The 22,940-nt window shown below is 45.6% G+C and carries 20 protein-coding genes and 1 pseudogene; 9 read left to right on the forward strand and 12 right to left on the reverse strand.

All coding sequences use genetic code 11. From position 1 onward, the window contains the following. Nucleotides 1–228 precede the first annotated feature (228 nt). Together AC3CKG_RS18280 and AC3CKG_RS18285 are read left to right on the forward strand one after the other, a co-directional pair. A complete protein-coding gene (locus AC3CKG_RS18280; protein ID WP_488529729.1) occupies nt 229–531 on the forward strand; it encodes a PTS fructose transporter subunit IIB in 303 nt (100 codons plus the stop codon). Nucleotides 532–538: 7 nt separating this feature from the next. Next, complete coding sequence (locus AC3CKG_RS18285; protein ID WP_488529730.1) at nt 539–1,312, forward strand: PTS sugar transporter subunit IIA; 774 nt, start codon at nt 539–541, stop codon at nt 1,310–1,312. Nucleotides 1,313–1,375: 63 nt separating this feature from the next. Here the strand turns inward: AC3CKG_RS18285 and AC3CKG_RS18290 are convergent, their stop codons facing one another. After that, a complete protein-coding gene (locus AC3CKG_RS18290; protein ID WP_029223612.1) occupies nt 1,376–2,215 on the reverse strand; it encodes a helix-turn-helix transcriptional regulator in 840 nt (279 codons plus the stop codon). A gap of 378 nt (nt 2,216–2,593) precedes the next feature. On the opposite strand from AC3CKG_RS18290, the gene AC3CKG_RS18295 reads away from it, so the two are divergent. From AC3CKG_RS18295 to AC3CKG_RS18310, 4 genes are all read left to right on the forward strand, one after another. Beyond that, nucleotides 2,594–4,498, forward strand: a complete 1,905-nt coding sequence (locus tag AC3CKG_RS18295) for a fructose-specific PTS transporter subunit EIIC (RefSeq protein ID WP_372205001.1) — start codon at nt 2,594–2,596, stop codon at nt 4,496–4,498. A gap of 117 nt (nt 4,499–4,615) precedes the next feature. After that, nucleotides 4,616–5,833, forward strand: coding sequence for a mannose-6-phosphate isomerase, class I (gene manA / locus AC3CKG_RS18300; RefSeq protein WP_488529731.1), 1,218 nt, complete (start codon nt 4,616–4,618; stop codon nt 5,831–5,833). Between the two features lie 260 nt (nt 5,834–6,093). Next, a complete protein-coding gene (locus AC3CKG_RS18305) occupies nt 6,094–6,534 on the forward strand; it encodes a PTS sugar transporter subunit IIA (RefSeq protein ID WP_488529732.1) in 441 nt (146 codons plus the stop codon). Nucleotides 6,535–6,547: 13 nt separating this feature from the next. Continuing rightward, entirely contained in the window at nt 6,548–7,972 is a 1,425-nt protein-coding gene (locus AC3CKG_RS18310; protein ID WP_488529733.1) for a PTS fructose transporter subunit IIBC, read from the forward strand. Between the two features lie 75 nt (nt 7,973–8,047). On the opposite strand, the gene AC3CKG_RS18315 is transcribed toward AC3CKG_RS18310, so the two are convergent. After that, a complete protein-coding gene (locus AC3CKG_RS18315; protein ID WP_017111487.1) occupies nt 8,048–8,824 on the reverse strand; it encodes a transporter substrate-binding domain-containing protein in 777 nt (258 codons plus the stop codon). A 124-nt stretch (nt 8,825–8,948) separates the two neighbouring features. On the opposite strand from AC3CKG_RS18315, the gene AC3CKG_RS18320 reads away from it, so the two are divergent. Next, nucleotides 8,949–9,689 carry an amino acid ABC transporter permease gene (locus tag AC3CKG_RS18320; protein ID WP_029223611.1) on the forward strand — a complete coding sequence of 247 codons (741 nt, stop codon included), beginning with the start codon at nt 8,949–8,951 and terminating at the stop codon, nt 9,687–9,689. 145 nt (nt 9,690–9,834) lie between these two features. Here AC3CKG_RS18320 and AC3CKG_RS18325 read toward each other — a convergent pair whose 3' ends face one another. The 9 genes and pseudogenes from AC3CKG_RS18325 to AC3CKG_RS18365 all read right to left on the reverse strand — a co-directional run bounded on the left by AC3CKG_RS18325 (nt 9,835) and on the right by AC3CKG_RS18365 (nt 19,983). Next, on the reverse strand, nt 9,835–10,965 hold the full coding sequence (locus AC3CKG_RS18325; protein WP_488529734.1) for an ABC transporter ATP-binding protein: 1,131 nt from the start codon (nt 10,963–10,965) through the stop codon (nt 9,835–9,837). 57 nt (nt 10,966–11,022) lie between these two features. Then, complete coding sequence (locus tag AC3CKG_RS18330; protein WP_488529959.1) at nt 11,023–11,757, reverse strand: HAD family hydrolase; 735 nt, start codon at nt 11,755–11,757, stop codon at nt 11,023–11,025. Further along, the gene (locus AC3CKG_RS18335; RefSeq protein ID WP_488529735.1) at nt 11,747–13,243 is read right to left on the reverse strand and encodes a CehA/McbA family metallohydrolase; all 1,497 of its coding nucleotides are present in this window, start codon (nt 13,241–13,243) and stop codon (nt 11,747–11,749) included. The genes AC3CKG_RS18330 and AC3CKG_RS18335 overlap by 11 nt, the downstream gene beginning before the upstream one ends. A gap of 103 nt (nt 13,244–13,346) precedes the next feature. Continuing rightward, nucleotides 13,347–14,627, reverse strand: coding sequence for an extracellular solute-binding protein (locus AC3CKG_RS18340; RefSeq protein WP_065105224.1), 1,281 nt, complete (start codon nt 14,625–14,627; stop codon nt 13,347–13,349). A 7-nt stretch (nt 14,628–14,634) separates the two neighbouring features. After that, complete coding sequence (locus AC3CKG_RS18345; RefSeq protein WP_372204987.1) at nt 14,635–15,582, reverse strand: ABC transporter permease subunit; 948 nt, start codon at nt 15,580–15,582, stop codon at nt 14,635–14,637. Between the two features lie 23 nt (nt 15,583–15,605). Then, nucleotides 15,606–16,490 carry a carbohydrate ABC transporter permease gene (locus tag AC3CKG_RS18350; RefSeq protein WP_488529736.1) on the reverse strand — a complete coding sequence of 295 codons (885 nt, stop codon included), beginning with the start codon at nt 16,488–16,490 and terminating at the stop codon, nt 15,606–15,608. 102 nt (nt 16,491–16,592) lie between these two features. Further along, a pseudogene (locus tag AC3CKG_RS18355) lies at nt 16,593–17,475 on the reverse strand (LysR substrate-binding domain-containing protein). Between the two features lie 207 nt (nt 17,476–17,682). Next, nucleotides 17,683–18,030: a hypothetical protein gene (locus AC3CKG_RS18360; protein WP_215402861.1), complete on the reverse strand. Its 348-nt coding sequence runs from the start codon at nt 18,028–18,030 to the stop codon at nt 17,683–17,685. A 327-nt stretch (nt 18,031–18,357) separates the two neighbouring features. Continuing rightward, nucleotides 18,358–19,983 (reverse strand): ABC transporter substrate-binding protein, encoded by a 1,626-nt coding sequence (locus AC3CKG_RS18365; protein ID WP_488529737.1) that lies wholly within the window; start codon nt 19,981–19,983, stop codon nt 18,358–18,360. A gap of 149 nt (nt 19,984–20,132) precedes the next feature. Between AC3CKG_RS18365 and mpaA the strand changes: the two genes are divergently transcribed. After that, nucleotides 20,133–20,834, forward strand: a complete 702-nt coding sequence (gene mpaA / locus AC3CKG_RS18370) for a murein tripeptide amidase MpaA (protein ID WP_488529738.1) — start codon at nt 20,133–20,135, stop codon at nt 20,832–20,834. A 172-nt stretch (nt 20,835–21,006) separates the two neighbouring features. Next, complete coding sequence (locus tag AC3CKG_RS18375) at nt 21,007–22,326, forward strand: LAGLIDADG family homing endonuclease (protein ID WP_488529739.1); 1,320 nt, start codon at nt 21,007–21,009, stop codon at nt 22,324–22,326. A gap of 142 nt (nt 22,327–22,468) precedes the next feature. Here AC3CKG_RS18375 and AC3CKG_RS18380 read toward each other — a convergent pair whose 3' ends face one another. Next, nucleotides 22,469–22,813 carry a DMT family transporter gene (locus AC3CKG_RS18380; RefSeq protein WP_488529740.1) on the reverse strand — a complete coding sequence of 115 codons (345 nt, stop codon included), beginning with the start codon at nt 22,811–22,813 and terminating at the stop codon, nt 22,469–22,471. Nucleotides 22,814–22,940 lie beyond the last annotated feature (127 nt).

Consider the following 22,940-nt stretch of genomic DNA (forward strand, 5'->3'; position numbering starts at 1 on the left):
AGTACCAATTTGAGTAAATGAGATAAAGAGGTTAATGATATGAAAAGATTAACGATGCAAGCCCGCTCAATATATAGGACGAAAGGTGCATTAACTGGATTATTGTAACCAAGAATCTAGAGTGTGACGTCCACCTTTGAATTAAAAACGGGAATCCATAAAATTCACAGATTCAGATAGCCCTATCGATCCAAGTAAACTGTCGATCTAAGTACACCGAGAATAATAATGAGAATTGTAGCGGTAACTGCGTGCCCTACAGGCATTGCGCATACATACATGGCAGCTGATGCACTAAATAAAACAGCCCCTAAGTTCAACGTTTCAATCAAGGTTGAAACGCAAGGTGCTATGGGTATTGAAAATTTACTAACAGCCCAAGATATTACCCTCGCGGACAAAGTGTTGATCGTCTCAGATATCGACATCGAACAACCAAGCCGATTCGACCCAACTAAAATCGTATTCATTCCTATGGAAGAAGTGTTGTTGAGTGTGGATAAAGTCTTTATCAAGCATTGTCGGGCTTGATCCTTTCATGAACGAATACCAGATCACCTTCTTCGTTGACGATCCTGCCGCGAACTCACACGTCGCGCAGCCGCTTACTCGCTTAGCGAAGAAGTTCAAAAGTACCATCCGCATTATCAACATCACTCAAAACCGAACGGCTGATCTCTCCAAATCTGTTGCGATGTTGCAAGTGGGTTTACTTCGTGGTGATTTATGTCAGATCACCGCGGTCGGTATTGATGCAGAGCTGGCCTGTTTCGTTCTCAAAGACGTAATTGCCGAGCATTACGCCATGGTTGGCTCGCAAGTAAACCATGAATTCTCTAGAGATTTAGTCCAACGCATGCCGCAGATATGTCCACCGTGTGACATCAAATGGCACCATGCCAAAGCACAAACTCAGCTAACCAAATTTGAGTGCTTGAAAGGGCTCGCTCACCTCGTTTATCCTGAAGATCCAGATGAGCTGATTCTGGCGTTTATTAAGCGAGAAGAGCGCTCTTCGACCTGCGTGTCACCGGGCATCGCACTGCCTCATGTGATGTTTGAATCGACTCAAGATCTCTCAATTGCGGTGATCGTCAGCGACGAAGCGATTGACTGGGCATCTCAAATTGGCCAAGTACACGTTGCCATCGCACTCGTTCTGCCAACTAAACCACAACGAGAACATATTGTGGCAGCCACCAATTTAACGCGAAACCTGCTCCACGATCAGGTCAATGAACGTCTGCAAAAAACCAGAAGCAGTGTCGATCTGCAAGCACTGTTGATGTACATATCATCTCGCCTGCTTTAAGGCTACTCACTCCAAAATACGGCTCAACAAAAAAATACGCTCCGACTTTAAAAGACGGCTTAATTAAATAGAGCCTCGATATTCAGTCGGCGTTCTTCCTGTACGATTCTTAAATACTCGACAGAAGTAGTTCACATCCTTAAAGCCACAACGTACAGCCACTTCATTGAGCTTGAAGTTGTACTTCTTGAGCATGAACTTGGCTCGGTCGACACGAACTCGGGTAATGTATTCTGCTAGCGTCATGTGGCCTTGTTGACGGAACATTCGCGACAAGTGATTGGATGAAATGCTAAAGCGCGAGGCAATGCTGTCTCGGGTGATTTGGCGGTGGAAGTTCTCTTGAATGTAGATACAAATCCCCTGATACACATCCTGTACTCGGCTATGAGATTTTTCTACGGGCGCTTCCAGCATGGTTTTACTGTATTGCAGTAGAGCTTGCAGCAATAACTCATCCATCGGCTGCTTGTTACTCTCTCTCGCTAACGAACTTAGCGCCTCCAAAATGTTATCAATCGCAAACCCAGAACGAGTCTGAATACTGTGCTTTTGAATATCGTAAAAGCTCTCCTCGCCTTTGCGCTTACTCACCAAACTTAAACCCAACTGACGACGACCAAACAACATGCTCAGCACCGAACAGTCGGTGTCCCAATTAGGCTTATTCCAACAGTTCGGTGGGATGAAAATTGCGTCTCCGGCTTTGGCGATAACGTTGGTGATCTTGCGATCATGACTCTCCATTTCATTAATATACTCTCCGTCTAGTACCAACTCTAAACGGGGAAAGTTCACCTGATAACTACACGCTGAAGGTGTATGAAAATCTCCAGCAAACCAGATGTTATGAAACGGTTCTCGCTCATTTAATACAGACGAGATTAAGTCATGAAATATCATTATTCGAACTCTAGTGGGCAGCAATAAGGCTACGGGAATAGATATACCCCTTAGTGAAACATAGCGCTATTGAGCAAAATCACAATTTGAGATCTAGGTTACAAAAATCCAGTCACGGAAATAAATCTCCAGTACCGAAACTGACATAGCACGTTCCCACCATGATAAACAAATACGCTACACCCCTTATAAATAAAAGCCTCAACACATCTTAAACTCTGTCAACACCGCCCTAAAAACGACCACTCGACCGATCAAAATCACACTCCATTTATAACGCAACAATCATCCAGTAAATGCATTTTTTCTTCACTACAGAAGGTAAGCCGTAGATTCCAGAATACCCCTAACAAAATAAAAACAGAGTAGGGGTTCATTATGATCACGACATTGATCAATCAAGATTTGATTAAGCTTTCGCTTAGCGCTAATTCAAAAGAAGACGTATTTAAAGAGCTAATAGACGTGCTTTACGCACAAGGCAGAATCTCAGACAGAGCACAGTTTCTTGCCGACATTAAGGCTCGTGAAGAACAAGGTAATACCGGATTTGAAGAAGGTATTGCTCTGCCACATGCGAAAAGCGCTGCGGTGATCAAACCCGCGGTTGTTATCGGTGTCCATCAACAGGGTATCGAGTACGGCGCCGATGACGGTCAGCCATCAAAACTGTTCTTCATGATTGCCTCTCCTGATGGCGGTGATAATCACCATATCGAAGTACTAGCAGAGCTTTCTTCAAAACTGATTGAAGAAGGCTTTATCGAAAGCTTCATGAATGCTCAATCTGAACAAGAAGCATTAGATCTACTGCTTAGCAAACCTGAGCCTTCAGAAGCGGAAAACAACGTTGAGAAACAAGGCTTCATCATTGGTGTGACCGGCTGCCCAGCTGGCGTTGCACACACATATTTGGCCGCTGAAGCGCTAGAGAAAGGCGCGGCTGCTCTTGGCTACGACATCAAGGTCGAAACTAACGGTTCTATTGGTGTTAAAAACAGCCCGACTCAAGAAGAGATCGAACGTGCAGACGCGATTGTCGTGGCTTGTGACAAGCAAGTAGACATGGCTCGCTTTGCGGGAAAACGCGTCATCAGCACCAACGTAAAAGCACCAATCAAAGACGCGCAAGGCTTGATTAAGCAAGCGCTCAATGCACCGAGTTACCAAGCTGAACAAGCACCTACCAACCAATCTGTTGTAGAAAAAGCCTCACAAGCGCGTTCAGACCTTTATCGTTACTTGATGAATGGCGTATCACACATGATCCCATTCGTAGTCACTGGCGGCCTATTGATTGCCCTTGCACTGGCGATTGGCGGCGAGCCAAGTGAATCAGGCATGGCGATTCCTGCTGGCAGCATGTGGAACCAAATTCTAGAAGTCGGTGTGGTTGCGTTCACCCTGATGATCCCAATCTTGGCTGGCTACATTGCTTACGCGATTGCTGACCGCCCTGCCCTAACCCCTGGCCTTATCGGTGGTTGGATTGCTAACAACGGCTCTTTCTATGGCGCTGACGCGGGTACTGGCTTCATTGGCGCAATCATCGCAGGCCTATTAGTGGGTTACTTCGTTAAATGGATCACCTCGTTTAACTACCACAAATTCGTGCAACCGCTTGTGCCTATCATGATCGCTCCGATCACTGGCTCTTTGTTCATCGCAGGCCTGTTCATTTTTGTTATCGGCGCACCTATCGCTGGGCTGATGGATGCTCTTACTGCACTACTAACGAGCATGAGCACAGGCAACGTGGTTCTGCTTGGCATAGTCCTTGGTGGCATGGCCGGTTTCGATATGGGCGGCCCATTCAACAAGGTGGCGTTCCTATTCTCAGTCGGCATGATTGCCAGCGGTCAAACTCAATTCATGGGTGCAATGGCATGTGCAATTCCTGTCGCTCCACTGGGTATGGCTATCGCAACCAGACTTGGCCGTAAGTTCGACCTATTCGAATCTTCTGAAATTGAAGCGGGTAAAGCCGCTGGTGCGATGGGCTTGGTGGGCATCTCTGAAGGTGCGATTCCTTTCGCAGCTCAAGACCCTATGTCGGTTATCCCTGCCAACGTGCTTGGTTCAATGACTGCAGCGGTTATGGCGTTCTCATTTGGTATCACCAACAGCGTTGCGCACGGTGGTCCAGTTGTCGCTCTGCTTGGCGCAATGAACTACCCAATGCTGGCACTTCTGTGTATGGCATCTGGTGCGGGTGTGACGGCGGTTACATGTATCGCGCTTAAAAATCTACGCAAAGCCAAGCTAACGACAGCAGCGGCTTAAGCCATTTCAACTCCAATGGCTTGAGCCCTTCGACCCTACTGTTTTTAGTAACTAATACTTTTAGCAACGAGTAAGTCGATTACAGCTCAAGCCATGTTTCCCTTCATGGTGATTTCGATGTCTGATTTTTCTTTAGCGAACGACTCGTTCGTACAACGCTTTTTCTACCCTATGACCAACGTGATTCAAAACTACGCATGGGGTAGCCCTTCTTCGTTCAGCCAACTGTTTGGTATTGATAACCAATCTGGTGAGCCGCAAGCGGAGATCTGGATGGGGGCTCACCCTAATGGTTGTTCGATGGTGACTGATAACGGGCAACAGACCACATTATCGAGCTTGATTTCTAAGAACCTAAACCTATTTCTAAGTGAGAAAGTCGCGAGTCGCTTTGGCGAACTGCCGTATCTGTTCAAGGTGTTGGCGGCAGAGAAAGCACTGTCTGTTCAAGTTCACCCGAACAAGCAGCAAGCCGAGTCTGGCTATGCACTAGAAGAGCAACAAGGCATTCCGATGACCGCTGGCAACCGCAACTACAAGGATCCCAACCACAAGCCAGAACTGGTTTATGCCCTAACTGACTACACGGCGATGAACGGTTTTAGGTCAATCAGCGAGATCCTTGAGCACTTCCATTACCTTGATATTCCAGAGCTGCATTCGATGGTTAACGACCTCGCGGGCGATCAAACGCCTAATGGATTAGCGGTCTTCTTCGCGAGTTTATTGTCTTTGCAAGGTGAACAAAAAGGCATGGCGCTGACCATGTTGCTGGTAAAGGCGAAGCTTTCAGATACACCTGTATTTCAGTTGATTTCAGAACTGGAAGATCAATACCCGGGTGATGTCGGCTTGTTCGCTCCGCTGCTATTGAACGTGATCACCTTAAAGCCGGGGCAAGCCATGTATCTGGATGCCGAAACACCCCACGCTTACATAAAAGGGACAGGCTTAGAGATCATGGCGAACTCAGACAATGTGCTGCGTGCCGGGTTAACGCCTAAGTACATGGACGTGAACGAACTGGTTTCTTGTACTCGATTTAATGAAAAGCCTGCAGATAGGTTACTGCTCAGCCCGATTGAGCAAGGTGATGTGATGGAATACCAAATTCCAGTCGAGGATTTTAAATTCTCTATCGTGCAAAACTCACATCAAAGAAAGATCACAACCGAAGGTGCAGAAATCCTACTGCCACTCGATGAATCTATGGTGCTAACCCATCAATGTGGCGAAACCTGCGTGATAGAGAAAGGCCAGTCGGTATTCATTCCTGCTTATGCTGAGAGCTACAAACTGGACTGCGTTGGACGCGTAGCGCGTGCTTACAGCTAGCTCCCTTAGAACTCAGTACAAAGTCTTACTGCCCTGCTCATGCGGGGCATTTTTGTTTCTGAGGAGGTCAGCTCGGCGTGTCAAAAACCTAATCAAAAACGCCATCAAATATGACTCATCTCACACTGCATTAATGATGCAAATCACACTTAATTTTGCTGGATACAAATGTACAGTGAAGAGCTTTTATTTGCTATTTCGCGAATCGGGTTAATCCATTAATTTTAATTCAAGAACTTCAATAGTGAATGAGTTAATAAATGATCACACAGCTAACTAACGTCAACTTAATTAATAACAACCTTCAAGCGAATAATAAAAAAGAACTGTTTGAAGAATTGGCAGGAATGTTATTTGAGAACAACCGAATCAGTAATAAAGAAGCCTTCTTGGCAGACATCGAAATTCGTGAATCTCAAAGCATCACCTCAATGGACGGCATCGCTTACCCACACTCAAAAAGCAAGGCTGTCACTGAGCCGGCAATCGCTGTCGGTGTTAAGCGTGAAGGCATTGAGTATGGCGATGAAGACGGCATCAATCCAACCGTATTTTTTATGATCGCATCACCAGACAACGGTGCTGACCATCATATTTATGTACTACAAGAACTGTTTGGAAAATTCAGCGATGAATTTATTCAAGATATCCATAACGCAAAAGATAAACATCAAATCCTTAATATTTTAATTAATTCATAAGGCGTAGAAAATTATGAGCACCCTAGCAAACCAAGCTACGAATACCAGTAGCAATTCTAATAATAGAAATAGTAGTAGCGACTATAAAAAAATCCTAAGTACCATGAAAGGTCACCTGCTTTTTGGAACTTCACACATGCTACCTTTCATCGTAGCCGGTGGTGTTCTGTTGGCTTTAGCGGTCATGGCATCAGGCAAAGGTGCAGTTCCAGCCGACGGTTTGCTGGCAGACATCTCTAATATCGGTATCAAAGGCCTTGTTCTTTTCCCAATCATTCTTGGCGGCTTTATTGGTTACTCAATTGCAGACAAACCAGCACTTGCTCCTGCGATGATCTCTTCTGGCATCATGGCTGACATGGGCGGCGGCTTCCTTGGTTGTATCGTGGCAGGCTTTATCGCCGGTGGCGTGGTGTTCCAACTTAAGAAGATCCCGCTTTCTGCAAACATGACGGCGCTGGGTGCTTACTTCATCTACCCGCTTCTAGGTACGTTAATCTCTGCAGGTATCGTACTGTGGGGCATCGGTGAGCCAATCAAACTGTTCATGTCGTCTATGAACGAGTTCCTAGCTTCAATGGCTGGCGCATCTAAGATGGTTCTGGGCACAATCCTTGGTGGTATGACGGCGTTTGATATGGGCGGCCCTATCAACAAAGTAGCGACCCTATTTGCTCAAACTCAAGTAGACACGCAACCTTGGCTAATGGGCGGCGTAGGCATCGCGATTTGTACACCACCTCTAGGCATGGCACTGGCGACGTTCCTATTCAAAAACAAGTTCTCTAAACAAGAGCAAGAAGCAGGTAAAGCAGCGGCAATCATGGGTTCTATCGGTATCTCTGAAGGTGCTATCCCGTTCGCAGCAAACGACCCAATGCGCGTTCTTCCTTCAATCGTTGCTGGTGGTATCGTGGGTTGTGTATTCGGCTTTATGACAGACGTTCTACTACACGCACCGTGGGGCGGCCTAATCACTGCACCTGTATCAAGCAACATTCCAATGTACGTGGTCGGTATTGCGCTTGGCTCACTAACCACAGCGGTTATCGTTGGCTTCTGGAAACCAGTCGCAGTAGAAACGGAAGAAGACATGGTTGAAGCGCCAGTACAAGCTCAAACAGCACCTGTAGCAGGCGAAGGCGAGTACGACATCGTAGCCGTAACATGTTGCCCTTCAGGTGTTGCACACACCTTCATGGCAGCGAAAGCACTAGAGAAAGCAGGCTTAGCAGCAGGCCTTAAGATTAAGGTAGAAACTCAAGGTCAAAACGGTATTCAGAACCGCATCAGCGACCTAGATGTAGCGAACGCGAAGCTAGTTATCTTGGCTCACGATATTCAAGTGAAAGACGCTCACCGCTTTGCCAATGCGAATGTGATTGAGTGTTCAACCAAAGAAGCGATGAAGAAAGCCGCAACACTGGTCGTCGCATAACCCAACGTCAAGTTAGCTCCTAACTCTAGAGCCCTACCCCCTAAGGGCTCTATTTTTCTCTTCTCTATGAGCTCGTTACATGCTCTTCAATCCCCACTTCTCAGCGGTTTGCTTGAAGAAACCTTGCGTCTTTTTCAATTCAACCCAGTGGTTAATGTAGTTAATCCAAACCTGATCATCTTGTGGTAGTAGCATCGCAATTGGAGTTGGTTTACGTGGCTCTTTCACCGGAACTATCGCGAGTTGTTTAAACTTCTCTACTAAGGTTGCAGCCTCTACGTTTGAAGTCACGGAGACATCAGCGCGGCGAGCTAAAAGCTCTTGGAAATCCCGCGCCGGCGCTTCAATCACGATGTGTTGTGCCGATGGGAAGAAGTCCTTCACCATTTTTTCTTGTACTGTGCCGAGCGTGGCGGCAACTTTGATTTCTGCTTTGTCAAAGTCACTCCAATCAGAGAACTTCTCTATGTCTTTCTTTTGCACAACAGGGACAAAAGCCAGATAGAAATAGGGTTGGCTGTACCCAGCGACTTTGGCTCGAGACATGTTGAGCGATGCGCTGCCAGTCACGTCGTATTTGTTGGCTGTGATGCCATTCACCAAGGTTTTCCAGTCTGTTGCGACGTATTCCACTTTAACGCCTAGGTCCTTAGCCAACTCAGTCGTGACATCGATATCAAAGCCGCGGTAGCTATTGGTCGCTGGATCCTTCATTGTCATTGGGTTCCAATCCCCCGTTGTACCAACGCGAAGAACTCCGGCATCCAGTATCTCCTGCAAACGACTTTGTGCATGTGCAATTTGTGCAAAAGCAAGCAAGCACATTCCTAATGCAATTAAGCTTTTCTTCATTTTTTATTCCTTCAAAGAATGCTGATTTCTAAGTGATGAATGTAGATATTCTTCTTAATTATTAACCATTAAACAGATTTGGTTGTTAACATGGCAATAACAAATGGAGTTTTTGGGAGTAAATGTGAACTATCGTCACTTATCGCTAGTTTCTCTGCTGTTTCTGACAGGATGTTCAGACTACCAATGGGGATGGTATGTACTCGACCCGTCGACGGAGCAGGGGCGAACTAACATTCAGTTTTTGATAGCTGGTTTTAGCGAGACTATTCAGGTTTCGTTGCTAAGTATGTTTTTTGCTACGGCTCTGGGTCTATTGGTCGCCTTTCCAGCGCTTTCCAGTTCTCCAATACTCAAGGGGATTAATCGACTTTACGTAGAGGTGATGCGTTCTATCCCTGTATTGGTATTGCTATTGTGGGTGTATTACGGAATGCCGACATTACTCGATGTCTCTTTGAACCACTTCTGGGCAGGGGTAATCGCATTGACCATTGCCGAGAGCGCCTTTATGGCAGAAGTGTTCCGTGGGGGGATTCAAGCGATTAATCGTGGCCAACATGAAGCGGCCGAATCCTTGGGATTGACCTATTGGCAAAAAATGCGATTGGTTATCCTACCGCAGGCATTCCGTCAGATACTGCCGCCCTTGGGCAATCAGTTTGTTTATATCCTCAAAATGAGTTCGCTAGTGAGTGTGATTGGTTTGAGTGATTTAACAAGGCGAGCAAATGAGCTGGTGGTTAACGAATATTTACCTTTAGAGATCTATACGTTTCTGGTTTTGGAGTACCTTGTTCTTATTTTGGTCGTATCGCAAGCGGTTCGTTGGCTAGAAAAAAGGATTGCGATTCCGAGCCATTAAATGGTTCTAACCCTCAAGAGTGTTTAGCTATCTCCAACAAAAAAGCCTCGAGCACAAAACCGAGCTCCTGTTGATACTCCCCCTAAGAAAAATCCCCACTCATCTGAGCGGGGATTTCTTTATTTTGACTCTTCGACACATCGACTTATTCAGTCAATGCTTCTTCTGTCTCTAGGTCGAACAGATGGCACTGTGAGGTATTGAAATGAAGCATCGTCTCTTCGCCACTGTTTGCCGTGCGATCTGCATCAAAAGGCACGCGAGCCACCAGCTTATCAGCACCCAATTTGAAGTAGAGATACAGCTCGTTACCCATCGACTCAACCACATCAAGCCTGTGCGTTTGGGTATTCACTTCAGACAACGGCGCATCGTGATTAGCCAGTTGAATATGTTCTGGGCGAACACCAAACCACACCCACTCTCCCGATTTTTCACGAGCAATAGCCTGCTTATCTTGTGGCAGTGTCCAACGAGTACCACTTTCAGAGACCACGTTCATCACACCATCAACCTCATCCAGTCTCACCTTGAGAAGATTCATCGCTGGCGAACCAATAAAGCCCGCAACAAACTTGTTTGCTGGGTACTGATATAGATTCATCGGCGTGTCGACTTGCATGATCTCACCTTGATTCAACACACAGATACGGTCACCAAGAGTCATGGCTTCCACCTGATCGTGTGTCACGTAGATCATAGTGGCGTTCTGCCCTTCTTGCTTCAGGTTATTGTGCAGCTGCGCAATGCTGACTCGCGTTGAAACACGCAGTTTCGCATCCAAGTTAGACAAAGGCTCATCAAACAAGAACACATCTGGCTTACGAACCATCGCACGACCAAGAGCCACACGCTGCCTTTGACCACCAGACATTTCACCCGGCTTATTATTTAGCAGGTGTTCGATATCGAGAGTCTTGGCTGCATCTTCAATTCGCTCATTGATTTCATGCTTTGGCAGCTTCTGTTGCTTCAGACCAAAAGCCATGTTTTCGTACACCGACATGTGCGGATATAGCGCGTAGTTCTGAAACACCATCGAGATACCACGATCTTTAGGTGGCAATTCGTTTACACGCTTATCGCCAATGTAGACATCGCCTTCTGAGATATCTTCAAGGCCTGCGATCATGCGAAGTGTGGTGGATTTTGCGCAGCCAGACGGCCCAACAAACACCATAAACTCACCTTCGCGAATATTCAGATCGACACCATGCACGGCCTTAAAACCATTTGGGTAGGTTTTCTCTACCCCTCTCAGTGTGACTTCAGCCATAACCTGTCCTTAAATCAATTCGTTAAATACTATCTTTGCAATCTGTCGTGAAACGTTTTAGCCACGTTCTTGCAGTTGATTGAGCTCAAAATGAGCAACTGATGCGATAACCAGATCCGCCACTGGCTCTAACTCGCTGTGATGAGCTGTGCCCGTCAACACACCGACATTGCTTGCGCCTGCGTTACGGCCAAACTCCATATCCGAAACCGTGTCACCAAACATGATCACTTCATGTGGCTCAATACCGCACTTTTCACAGAACGCATTGAGTAGAGCTGGTGCGGGTTTAGGTTCGATATCGCCATCGGAGTAACCGACATAATCGAACATCTCGCTTAAACCCGATTGCTCTAGTGTGTAGATGGTTGAGTCTTTGGTATCCGCAGTCGCGATGCCTAAAATCATGCCCTGCTGTTTAAACACACCCAGCTTTTCAGCCACACCTGGTAGTGCTTCAATCCAGCTTGGGTTTTCTTCCACTTCGTCATTGAAAGCGGCTTTGGTCACCTTAGTGAACTCAGCGAGTGAGACATTAGGTCGCAGCATGTTGAACCACGCTGTCGCGGTATCTTCCACTGGGTTTGAGGCTAGTAGTCCATAGTTATCAACCACATCACCTTCAACACCGATGGCCAAGAGTAACTCAGCAGGTGTGACAGTTTGATTACCTTGGTGTTGGTCACTGTAAGATTTAACACGCTCACAAGCACCACGAGAAACGTTAAGCCACATCTTGTGGAACTCTAACAATGTGCCGTCTTTATCAAATAACATCGCCTTAAACTTCATCACGGCTCATTTGCTCCATTAGTTCTCCCCAAGTACGCACTAAGGGTTGGTTAAATTCTGGTTGTTTGCCGTCGAATACGGCGTTGATGCAGCCTTCAAACTCACGTTCGTCAGATACGGGTTCAGGGCTGTTGATTAGTACTGAAGAAAGCTCTCCGCGACGAATATCCACTCGGCACCAACGGTAGCCCTCATCAATATGGAGACTTTGCAGCTCATCATTCAGAGCGATTCGTTCGACAATCTCACCATCCACTACGCACTCAGCGTAGTAAGCGTTTTCTGCGTCAGAGACGGCAATTCGATATGTTAGTGGTTGGCCTTGAGAGTCGTTGCCCGGTAGCAAGTCACCTAAGTTGATATCAAACTTCAAGCCGCAACGTCGCTCTAAATACACTTGCCCATTACGCAAACCAGACAAGATCCCTTCGCCGTTCAAGCCATGGCTGTATACGAAAGTTGATGGGTCACCGTAGATAGAAGGCTCATCCGATTTAGGATTACGCTCATGAGGTTCAAGGTGTGAATCGCTGCCACCAATCGCGGTAATGCGCTGGCCACAATTCCACATTTCATTGAGAACCAATAACGCCTCTTCGGTCGCTTTCGGTGAAGTCGACCAAGTTGGGTCACAACACACTTCAAACGTAGACACTTGGCTGAGATCGACTTGATCGAAATGCCAGTGCCACGGCTTCATCATCGGGTGATTAATGCCAAGGGAACTGTGTCCACTTTTAGCTAAGTTCAATCCGGCTTCCATCGTCGCTTGGCTGCTATGTTCAACGTCTCTAAGGTCTAATGACTTAACCGGGCCATGCACATTGAAGTGCCCGAGATCGGTCGTGACCTCTAACGCTGGTAAAAACAAACATTGGTTTGATACAGGCAACTTAGGCTGACAGATGTTGTGCTCGGTAAAGAAGAAAAAATCGAGCCCTTGTGATTCAACAATCTCTTTAGCCGCGGCCAAGGTATTGTGACCATCAGAAAGCTGAGTATGGGCGTGTAAATCACCACGATACCAACGAGAATCAGAGCTCAGCATGTGGCTGTAATCAAACTCGATATCGTGATCCGTTGTGACTGTTGGGTTCAGTTCTAGCTCATTCTCAATTCCGTCAGTACCTAGCTCATTATAATGATTAACTAAGTCATCAGAGCAAAGCACATCGACTTGATACTGCATCGCACGCTCGGTGCGAAACTCACCTTCAAGGTTGTAAAGTTCCAAGAACCACTCGCCCGAAGGAATCGCGCCGTCAATCGCGCCTAGACCAGAGTTTTTCGGTTGAATAGTGAGTGACTTGTGCGCTTTTTCAAACAACACCTTGCCACGAAATTCTTGGTTGGCATCGTAGGCCGCTGCGTATAAGAATCCTTTTTTCACCGTCGTACCAGTAATGGTTACGCAGTGAGAACCTGCTGGCACATCAAAGGGGATACGTACTCTGCCAAACGGCAGCTCACCTTGAAATTGGGTCATTGTCTTCACCAAATTCGTCCTAATTGAAGGACTGGGTCAAAAGAGGCCCACCCGAATAGATGGGCCTTTATGTATGCAAAGATAGTTTTAACCACTTTACAGTTTAAGAACGATTCGCTCGGTCTAGTGCACGTTGTGCTTTCTTAGCTGCTTGTTTTAGCGCTTGGTCAGCTGGCACGTTTTGGATTTGAATCTGATCCGCTGCCACTTTCAGAGCGTCCATGATCTTACCGTTAGTAGGGTCTAGGAAGTCTTTGGTCGCCGTGTTCGCTTGCTTCAAAGGAATCAGAGCTTGCGGGTTATCTTTAGTGAACGCTTGGTATTCTGGTACTTCAGAAACGCTGTTACGCACTGGGATGTAACCCGTGAACATTGACCATGCCGCCGTGTTCTTCGCATTGGTGTAGAACTCAACGAACTCGAATGCACCTTTTGCTGCTGCTCCGTCTGTGCCTTTTGGCATCACGTAAACCAGCGCACCCGCTTGTGGCGCAGAAGGGTTTGCCCCCCAACCTGGCTGTGTGGTTGCCGAAAGCTTAGTGAAGTCCAAGTCACCTTGGTCACCCGATGAACCGGTGTAACCAAGCGCGTTGTCTTTCATCACATCATCAATGGTTTTGTACCAGTACTCCCAACCTTGACCACCGTAGTGAATACGCATAATTTGATCATCGTGGATCCACTTACGGAAGCTATCCCACACCTCAACCCATTCAGCCGAGTCGATGAGCACTGTTTTGCCGTCATCACTAATGATCTGCGCGCCGTTAGAGAAAGCAGCGTCAATCATGTTGTCTTGACCCCACATCGGCTCCCAGCCGTAAAAGGTCACGTTACCTTTCTCGTCACGCTGTGTAACTTTCTCTGCGACCTTAGCCACACCTTGCCATGTGTTTAGGTCTTGCTCTGTAAAGCCGTTATCTGCCAACACCTGCTTGTTGTAGTAGAACACTTGAGTTGTACCGTAAGCAGGTAGGCCGATGATGGTGCCATCGTCTGCGGTCACTTGGTCTTTAAACGCGCCAATGAAATCAGAGAAGTTGAACTCTTCATCCATGAACGGCGTTAAATCACGGCTCAAACCACGCCCGTGCATCGCTTCCGCACGCCCTGAATCTAACAGCACAAGTTCAGGTGCAGTTCTAGACGCTAGGCCTGCTTGCAGCTTCTGGTAGGTTTCCGTGTAGTTACCTTGCAACGCAGGCTTCACCACATACTCATCTTGGCTCGCGTTGAACTCTTCGATGAGCTTAGTCATCATTTGCTGTGGCTTAGTACCACCGGAATACCAAAAGTTAACTTCGGTTGCGGCAAGAACACTGCTAGAGAACATAGACGCGCTTGCTGCGCCAGCACACACTAGTGCGAGAGTTTTTAGTTTCATTTCCGTTTTACTCTTTTACGCCGTTATCGGCGATACCTGAAAGAATCGTCTTTTGACAAATGACGAATAGAATTAACAAAGGCAATACTGCAATGGTGCTCGCCGCCATGATTTGCGACCAGTTCAACCCATAGTTACCTTCGGCAATAAAGTAGTGACGAATCCCGGTCGCAATCAGGTTAAGATCCTGAGTGGTGATAACCAAGCTAGGCCACATGTAGCTGTTGTAATTGGTAATAAAAGTGATGAGGAACAGTGTTGCGACTGCTGCTCGGCATTGCGGTAAGATGATTGCCCATAAGATCTTGAGCTCACCTGCACCATCAATTCGTGCCGCTTCAATCAGCGACGGATGCACCTTGATAAACACTTGGCGTAGATAGAACACACCGAAAACCGACGCCGCGTTCGACGCCACCAATCCCATGTGTGAATCCAACAAACCCAGTTTTGCCAAGGTGATGTAAGACGGAATGTAAGTCACTGCACCCGGCAGCATGTAACAGCCCATCACGATGAAATAGAGCACCGTCTTCGAGCGAAATTTCAGCTGAGTCAGCGCATATGCAAACATCGCGGAATTCACAATCACCAACAAGGTAGTGAACAAAGCCACGCTAAAACTGTTGAAGATGTACAAGCCAAACGGCGCGCTGTGAAAGGTTTCGACAAAGGTTTCCCAACGAAATTGCTCTGGAATCAAGTCCAGCGGGTTAGCAAAGATCTCATCGTTGCTTTTCAGCGAACCAGACAGCATCCATAAGAACGGAAACACCATAATGGTTCCACAGGTCGCTAAGAAAAGGTGCTTCGCCAGTGCGATAAACGAACGGCGATCCACTGAGCTTTTCTTTGACGCAATCTCTGATTTGGTCGTTTTGGTTTGGGCTCTAACTTTAGCTTTCACTGCACTCTGATTTAATACTTGATTGGCATCCAATACTTGCGTGGTCATAATTCTGTCCTTTCAAAAATCGACTAGTAGTACACCCAGCGCTTGCCGATGTAGGTATTAATAAGTGCCAACAATCCAGTAATCAGGAATATCACTAACGATGTCGCGGCCGCGGGTCCCATTTCGTAACGTTCAAATGCTTGTTGGTAGAACAAGTACAACAAGGTACGTGTCTCACCGCCCGGCCCGCCCTGCGTTAAGATCTGGAACTGATCGAACGCCTGCATTGCCGTGATAATGTTGACCACCACCAAGAAAAATGTGGTGGGTGAAATCAGTGGTAGTGTTATCTTCAAAAAGCGCGTTAAGCTGCTGCAACCATCAATCAAAGAAGCTTCGTACAAAGACTCTGGAATCTTATTAAGCGCACTGATGTAAAACAGCATCGTCCAACCAATCGCCTGCCAAACCGTCACGATAATCACCGCAATCAAGGCTGTGTTTCCGTTCTCTAACCATGGAATCGCGCTAAACCCTGCCGACTCCAATAGATGATTAGCCAGGCCCGATTTGGTCTCGAATACCCAAGACCAAACAATCGACACCGCGACCGTTGGCGTGATCCAAGGGGAGAAGATCACCGCACGATAGAACTGGCTACCCTTGAAGTTTTTGTGCAGCAACATGGCAAACACAAGACCAAGAATGATGGTGGGAATCACCACACCAACCGAGAACCAAAACGTATTGAGCACCGCTTGAGTGAACTCGTAGTCCTCAACCATATACTCGTAATTTTCTAAACCGATAAACGAATAATCTGGCGAGATGTAATCCCAATCGGTGAAGCTGATGTAAATCGAATAACCAAATGGTACGAGCCAAAAAGTAAACAGTGGCACCAACAACGGTGCAGTAAATAGCAGTACCTTTAAGCGGTTTTTCATTGGTTCTGAGAAAGCACTCATGGTGACCTCGTCCTTATTTGTATGCGGTTAAACTAAGTGTTTTTTATGACAAGTTAGTAAGAGCGCCCTTCATTTTTTTTATGGCTACCCATAAGAAAATCTTTACTCCAGTTCACCGTCTTCCATCTGGTGATAGAGCCAATCGCAGAAGAAATTCACCTTGGCGCTGCGACTGTGTTTAGTAATCAGATAGTGGGCAGATTCGGCAGGCATCGAGGATTCGCTTGCTAGTACAAGATCTTCTTTCTTGAGTAATTCAGACACTGCGAGCGAACGCACTAGCAACATTCCAATGCCATGTTTAACCGCTTCTAAGGCATGCAGAGAGTTACTCACTTCGAGCAGAACCTTAGGTAATGTCATTTCGAATTGGTTGTGGCCAAGCCATTGCAGCCAGTTCTCGGTAACCTTTCACCTGAACCGTCGGCAGCGCAGCAAAGTCGGGCTTGCTGAGTAACTCTTGATGTTCGGATTTGAATTGAGGGCTGCAAACTAACTGCCAGTGTTCTTGAAACAGTCGCTCACAATGGGTGTCTTCGCTTTCGACTTTGCCGTTGGTCAGCTCGATATCGACATTCTGACAAGGGTTAGTTGATGGCCAGTCCACCAGCTGAATATCAAGCCTGATAAAAGGGTATTTTTTATAGAAGGCAGGCAGACGAGGTAACAGCCAGTTATGACAAAAGGTGTGGTTTACGCGCAGACTCAACACGTCGGTTTCTTTTTCCCCGAACAGGATTTGAGTCTGCAATTTTAGGTGAGCGAGTGAACCTGCCACAATTGGTTGGTAATGCTGAGCCGAAGAGGTCAACTTCACGCCTTTAGAGCTACGTTCAAACAGGGTGGTATCGAGAAAGGCTTCTAAACTTTTGAGCTGCTGACTCACCGCAGCTTGAGTGACACAAAGCTCTCGAGCAGCGGCGCCAATGGAACCAAGACGAGCAACAGCTTCGAACGCAACAAGGGCGCGTAGAGGGGGTAACATGGCTTCACCTGATTGAAATAAAAGTGAAAAATACTTCAATCAGGTTTCAGTTTTTTGCGGTTCCAGTTACAGATTAATGACGAAGGGACATTGATCAAATATTTATGATCAACGTCCCTTTTCTTCTATTTCATGTTTTTAGCGGTGTGTCGTCGCGTGAATCAAACGCAATTACTCAGTGATGTAGAGATCCTTAGAGTAGATTTACTATTTAACCTCAAGGGTATGATTATTTGTATGCCCTGCTGTACCTATAGCATCTACGGTACTAATGAAGCTTTCGAATCCAGATGGGGAATCCATATAGTCAAAATATTTCTGAGCTCCTAACTCAATAAACATCTTACAAGAGTCATTCTCCTCTATACCTCTAGCTTCTGCCTCTTCCATAATATGAGCTAAGGCTTCTGTATTTTTACTCGCATAAGCCACACCAAAAGCCTCACATAATTGACTATCTGTGATGCTCACAAGATCTTGAGGTATTTTAGGTTGAGGCACTGAAGAACAACCAAACAATGTTCCAAGCGTAACTAGCAATAAGGATTTTTTCACAACAACCTCAGTCAGTAGATATAGATTATATTGAATATTTTCGTGTAACTATGGGCTAGGAAGAATGCCATACAAAAACAAGCCAATCGGTTATACACAAAATAACCCTTAGTTATATACGATAATAATCAACCTCCTACTGTTAATTCATCTTCGTGCAACCTAAGGTTGTACATATTGAAATATTCACAGAGCTTAGTGTTACGTAATCAAACATTAATCCTATTAAAATAACGACGAAGGGACGTTGATCAGATATTTATGATCAACGTCCCTTTTCTCTATTTCATGTTTTTAGCGGTGTGTCGCTGCGTGAATCAAACGCAATTACTCTGTGATATAAAGATCCTTAGAATAGATGCGCCCTTCCACGTTGTTCTTCGCAAAGCCACCGACACTTGGTCGCACTAGGCGAGCCTGCATGTAGTAGTAGATTGGCGCGATAGGCATATCTTCAGCCAGTAACTGCTCGGCTTGGTCATAGAAGCCTTGGCGATCTTGTTCGCTGGTTGCGGCCAATGCACTGTCCATCGCAGAGTCGTACTTGTCGTTGTTGTAACGAGCAAAATTACCCGAAGACTCAGAGCGCAATAAGCTCAAGAAGGTAGATGCTTCATTGTAGTCACCACACCAAGACGCCCGCATCACATCAAAATCACCTTGGCGACGTGATACTAGGTAAGACTTCCATTCTTGATTTTCGAGTTCAACTTGCGCGCCTAGATTGCCTTTCAGCATTGACGCAATAGCCACTGCAATCGACTTGTTCGACTCACTGGTATTGTAGAGCAATTTGAAATCTAACGGGTTAGACTCATCGTAGCCCGCTTCTTTCAACAGCTCCTTCGCCTTTTGGTCACGCTCCTTTTGAGTCCATGAGCTGTATTCAGGCTGAGTGGCATCAAAGCCTGCCGTGTACTCATGAGCAAAAGTATAAGCCGGAAGGTTGCCCACCTGAGTGACACCATTGGTGATCACATCACGCATCATGGAATACGACACCGCTTTACGCACTCGCGCATCATCAAACGGAGGTCGCGTGGTATTAAACGCGTAGTAATAGGTACACAGCAAAGGCACCGCAGTAAACGCATCTTGGTATTTGATTTTAAGCTGCTGCGCCATGTGTGTCGGCACATCAGACGTGATATCGACCTCGCCCACCGCATAACGGTTAATCGAGGCATTCTGGTTCTCGAACGGAATGTAAGTCACTTCGGTTAAGTGCGTATCTGCGTTGTCCCAATATTTCGGGTTCTTCTTCAGTTCAATGCGCTCGTTAACCACCCACTCGTCCAGTACAAACGCGCCGTTACCGATAAATTGCTTAGGATCACTCCACGGCTTGTCGCTGTTTTCTAGCGTTGCCTTGTGAACTGGCATCATTGAGGTATGGCCCGTCATCGCCACAAAATAAGGCACTTTACTATCAAGCTCGAACTTCACCGTGTGTTTATCGACAGCAGAGATACCTAACTCTTCAACGGGCTTCTTGCCTTCGGCTACGTCTGCAATGTTGTTGATTTGAGTAAGTTTAAGATACCACACATTTGGCGAAGCGAGTTTCGGGTCAACCGCGCGTCTTATCGCATACACGAAATCATCGGCCGTCACCGGATCGCCATTCGACCATTTAGCATCTTTACGCAAATGGAATACAAACATCTGGTTGTCTTCGGTTTCCCAAGATTCCGCAACACCTGGAGTGATATTGCCATCGCGATCTTGAATCACTAAACCTTCAAATAGGTCGCGTAGAATGTGCATCTCAGGCAGGCCTTCTGCCTTCGCCGGATCGAGTGTCGCAGCTTCTGCATCATTAGCGCGCACCAAGTGTTGCTCTTTCGCCAGAGAAGTTCCGGCAGGCAATGTGTCAGCAACGGCAGTCACTGAGATAAAAGGGGTCAATAAAGATGAAATGATTAAAGCCGTTGAATGTTTCTTAAAATCCATGTTTTTTTGCTCTCCTAGCCTATCTTTGAAGCAAAGTAATAAAATTAACAATGCGACGGTTGACGAGTTTTGACGCTATGGTTTATTTAATAGAGGTCATCTAAATAGTAGTGACTATTTGATAGTACTTGATCAATCAGGAGATTAAGGTGAGTTTAATTCCAAGAACGGAAAGAGCTGCGTTTTCGATAAAGCCGCTGTCATATGGAAGGTCAGTATTGGCCGCACCTTTGCTCTATTTCCCCGCGCAAATAGAAAGCGAATCTCGCGGGCTGATTTTAGCCGGCACACACGGCGATGAAACCGCATCTATCGCAGGTTTGTCTTGCGCGCTAAGAAGCTTGCCTGCCGCCAACTTACGACACGATGTGATCTTATCGATGAACCCAGACGGCAACCAGTTAGGTACTCGTGCCAACGCCAATCAAGTTGATTTAAACCGCGCTTTTCCGACCCAAAACTGGAAAGAAAACGGCACCGTCTATCGCTGGAGTTCTCACACCCCAGTCAGAGATGTAAAAGTAAAAACGGGACAAGCCGACCAACTTGAACCTGAAGTGCAGTCACTCATCAACCTCATTGAGCAGCGCCAACCCAAATTCGTCATCTCGTTCCACGAACCTCTCGCTATGGTCGACGACCCAGCCCAATCGGAACTCGCTATTTGGCTAGGCAAACAGTTCAACCTACCACTCGTTGAAGATGTGGATTACGAAACCCCAGGTTCATTCGGCACTTGGTGCCAAGAAAGAAATCTACCGTGTATTACCGTGGAGCTACCACCTGTTTCTTCGGATCTGACTATCGAGAAATATTTGGATGCGTTTGTGGCGGTGTTGGGGTGTTTTTAAAATTCAATAACATAAGAATAAGTAAGCAAAGAACTAACAAGCCTGAAGAATAAGTTTTAATGCTTAATCAATTCGCTTAACTGCCTACTTAAACCATAATTTAATGGACTTTTTAAAGTTAAGCTGTTGAACTGACGACCAAAGAATCCTCTATCAGCTTTAAGTGAATACAATGGGTCGATTAACAGAAAAAGAAGAGCATGAATATCATAAAAAAACAGCTCTATTTATGTCCTCTTATCGAAAGTCTAGAGGTCAATATTCTTTTCGATCAAAAGAAATTTTGGAACTTGCTAGTATTAATGGCCTATCGAATAATAATACTGGAGGGAAAGTTTGTACCAAAGTATTATCAGCCTTATTAAAAAGACAGCACCCACGAGTCATTTCTGCCGAAGAATGGCGTCGAAAGCGTACCTTACGTTTTTATGACTATTTGTTAACTAAGAATATGACACCTAGGGACGCTAAAAAGTATCTTTCTGAGCGCTTCTCTACTCCTAATTGTCACGTAACAATATCTTCGATTACCAAGGTATTAAATAAGAATGGACGCGGAGTTTACTTTCCTAAGCTCAAAGCAATCGAAGCTACTTTAAATGCAAAAGAAGTATTTGATTCTGGTCAAACTATACACGAACTAATTAAAGCTACAGGTAGTACAGTTCAAGAGCTTAAAAAGCACATAAAAAGTGTTGATCCCAAACTTTTTAACAGAATGACAGATACTTGGTTTGATACTACTCGTACTGTGTATTTTCGCGACTTAGAAAAGCTCTCTATTGAAAACTGTCATCTATGGGGGCTAATTTGGGCTGATGGCTCAATTTCTGATAATTCCCACTGTGCTATCAGATTAATCATAAACGATAGAGAGTATTTAGAAGAAATTGCTAAATCGTTAGTTCTGAAAGGTAAGCCTCCAGGTGTCATCGAAATTGATCGCTCTAAGAGTCCAGGGTACTCAGAAACTAATCAAGTTGAAGTTAATATAACCAGCCAAAAGTTTTGTACTTTTTTACGTCGCATGGGCAAGTCAGCAAGTTCTTTAGTGACAGAGAACACTCTTCCTAAAGAGTTTGAAAACTGGCCGAAGCTTTGTCAATTTGCATTCTTACGGGGATTATTTGAAGGCGACGGTACTATTACTTTCAACAAAGGAAATAGTAATTACGAAATCGGTTATAGCGTTGATAGCATCATGGCGACTCAACTTAAAAGTTGGCTTGATAAAAACCTCAAGACCAATGTCCATATTCGTAATGATAAGTCTATAAAAAGAGCAACGGTCGCTACTACCCGATATGTCGTCGCTTTATCTTTATTGATGGAGCGAGCAACTAAAGTTAACTTAAAAAGAAAAACAGCTCGCATGAGGAATGCATACCATCATATATGTGGCAAATATAATTTACCTTATGATGGATTTGACCAAATACAAGAAGTTTCAGAGACTCAGTTCAACGAAATGATCTATGTATTAACAAACTAACTTAATCACATAAGTCGTGTTCCCATTGATTAGATTGAATACAACTGTGGTAAACCTTATTGCGATCCGACAATAAGAACATCGGCAAATAAATGGTCTGAGTTAGATAGGCAGTCAACCCAACACTGTAGATAAAAACAACTTAATGACTCACCGACGTCGAAAACAAGTTAATAATCACCACGCTAGATAGAATCAAAGCGATGCCAATTATCGAGAAAATATCGAGTTTTTGCCCGTAGACCAACCAAGACAGAGCTGCGACTAGCACTATCCCTGCCCCACACCAAATCGCATACGCCACACCTAAAGACATAGTTTGAACCGTGAGAGACAACAGATAGAAAGCAAAGCCATAACCAACTAGCACTGCGGCAGTCGCGGGCAAAGAAGTAAATTGCTGCGTTTTAGGCAATAGAGAAGTCGCGACAACTTCAAGCACAATGGCAAGTGACAGCATCACAGGAGGCGGGAGAGATAAAAGCATGTTTAAGTCCACAACAATAAAATACGGCGCTCAGAATATTGTAGTTTTATTTCCGATTCATGCTATTTTCAGCAAGTAATTATTATGATGCACCTTAAAAATTCTTAGGTGTAATTCTCGATTAAAC

The sequence above is a fragment of the Vibrio sp. QJM3NY_15 genome, from assembly GCF_057785995.1.

What these genes read in the sequence shown, in the direction of transcription:
- AC3CKG_RS18305 (WP_488529732.1), top strand. Translation starts at nt 6,094, where the DNA reads ATGATCACACAGCTAACTAACGTCAACTTAATTAATAACAACCTTCAA.
- AC3CKG_RS18345 (WP_372204987.1), bottom strand. Translation starts at nt 15,582, where the DNA reads ATGACCACGCAAGTATTGGATGCCAATCAAGTATTAAATCAGAGTGCA.
- AC3CKG_RS18325 (WP_488529734.1), bottom strand. Translation starts at nt 10,965, where the DNA reads ATGGCTGAAGTCACACTGAGAGGGGTAGAGAAAACCTACCCAAATGGT.
- AC3CKG_RS18380 (WP_488529740.1), bottom strand. Translation starts at nt 22,813, where the DNA reads ATGCTTTTATCTCTCCCGCCTCCTGTGATGCTGTCACTTGCCATTGTG.
- AC3CKG_RS18375 (WP_488529739.1), top strand. Translation starts at nt 21,007, where the DNA reads ATGGGTCGATTAACAGAAAAAGAAGAGCATGAATATCATAAAAAAACA.
- AC3CKG_RS18330 (WP_488529959.1), bottom strand. Translation starts at nt 11,757, where the DNA reads ATGAAGTTTAAGGCGATGTTATTTGATAAAGACGGCACATTGTTAGAG.
- AC3CKG_RS18310 (WP_488529733.1), top strand. Translation starts at nt 6,548, where the DNA reads ATGAGCACCCTAGCAAACCAAGCTACGAATACCAGTAGCAATTCTAAT.
- AC3CKG_RS18290 (WP_029223612.1), bottom strand. Translation starts at nt 2,215, where the DNA reads ATGATATTTCATGACTTAATCTCGTCTGTATTAAATGAGCGAGAACCG.
- AC3CKG_RS18285 (WP_488529730.1), top strand. Translation starts at nt 539, where the DNA reads ATGAACGAATACCAGATCACCTTCTTCGTTGACGATCCTGCCGCGAAC.
- AC3CKG_RS18315 (WP_017111487.1), bottom strand. Translation starts at nt 8,824, where the DNA reads ATGAAGAAAAGCTTAATTGCATTAGGAATGTGCTTGCTTGCTTTTGCA.
- AC3CKG_RS18280 (WP_488529729.1), top strand. Translation starts at nt 229, where the DNA reads ATGAGAATTGTAGCGGTAACTGCGTGCCCTACAGGCATTGCGCATACA.
- AC3CKG_RS18350 (WP_488529736.1), bottom strand. Translation starts at nt 16,490, where the DNA reads ATGAGTGCTTTCTCAGAACCAATGAAAAACCGCTTAAAGGTACTGCTA.
- AC3CKG_RS18295 (WP_372205001.1), top strand. Translation starts at nt 2,594, where the DNA reads ATGATCACGACATTGATCAATCAAGATTTGATTAAGCTTTCGCTTAGC.
- manA (WP_488529731.1), top strand. Translation starts at nt 4,616, where the DNA reads ATGTCTGATTTTTCTTTAGCGAACGACTCGTTCGTACAACGCTTTTTC.
- AC3CKG_RS18335 (WP_488529735.1), bottom strand. Translation starts at nt 13,243, where the DNA reads ATGACCCAATTTCAAGGTGAGCTGCCGTTTGGCAGAGTACGTATCCCC.
- AC3CKG_RS18340 (WP_065105224.1), bottom strand. Translation starts at nt 14,627, where the DNA reads ATGAAACTAAAAACTCTCGCACTAGTGTGTGCTGGCGCAGCAAGCGCG.
- AC3CKG_RS18365 (WP_488529737.1), bottom strand. Translation starts at nt 19,983, where the DNA reads ATGGATTTTAAGAAACATTCAACGGCTTTAATCATTTCATCTTTATTG.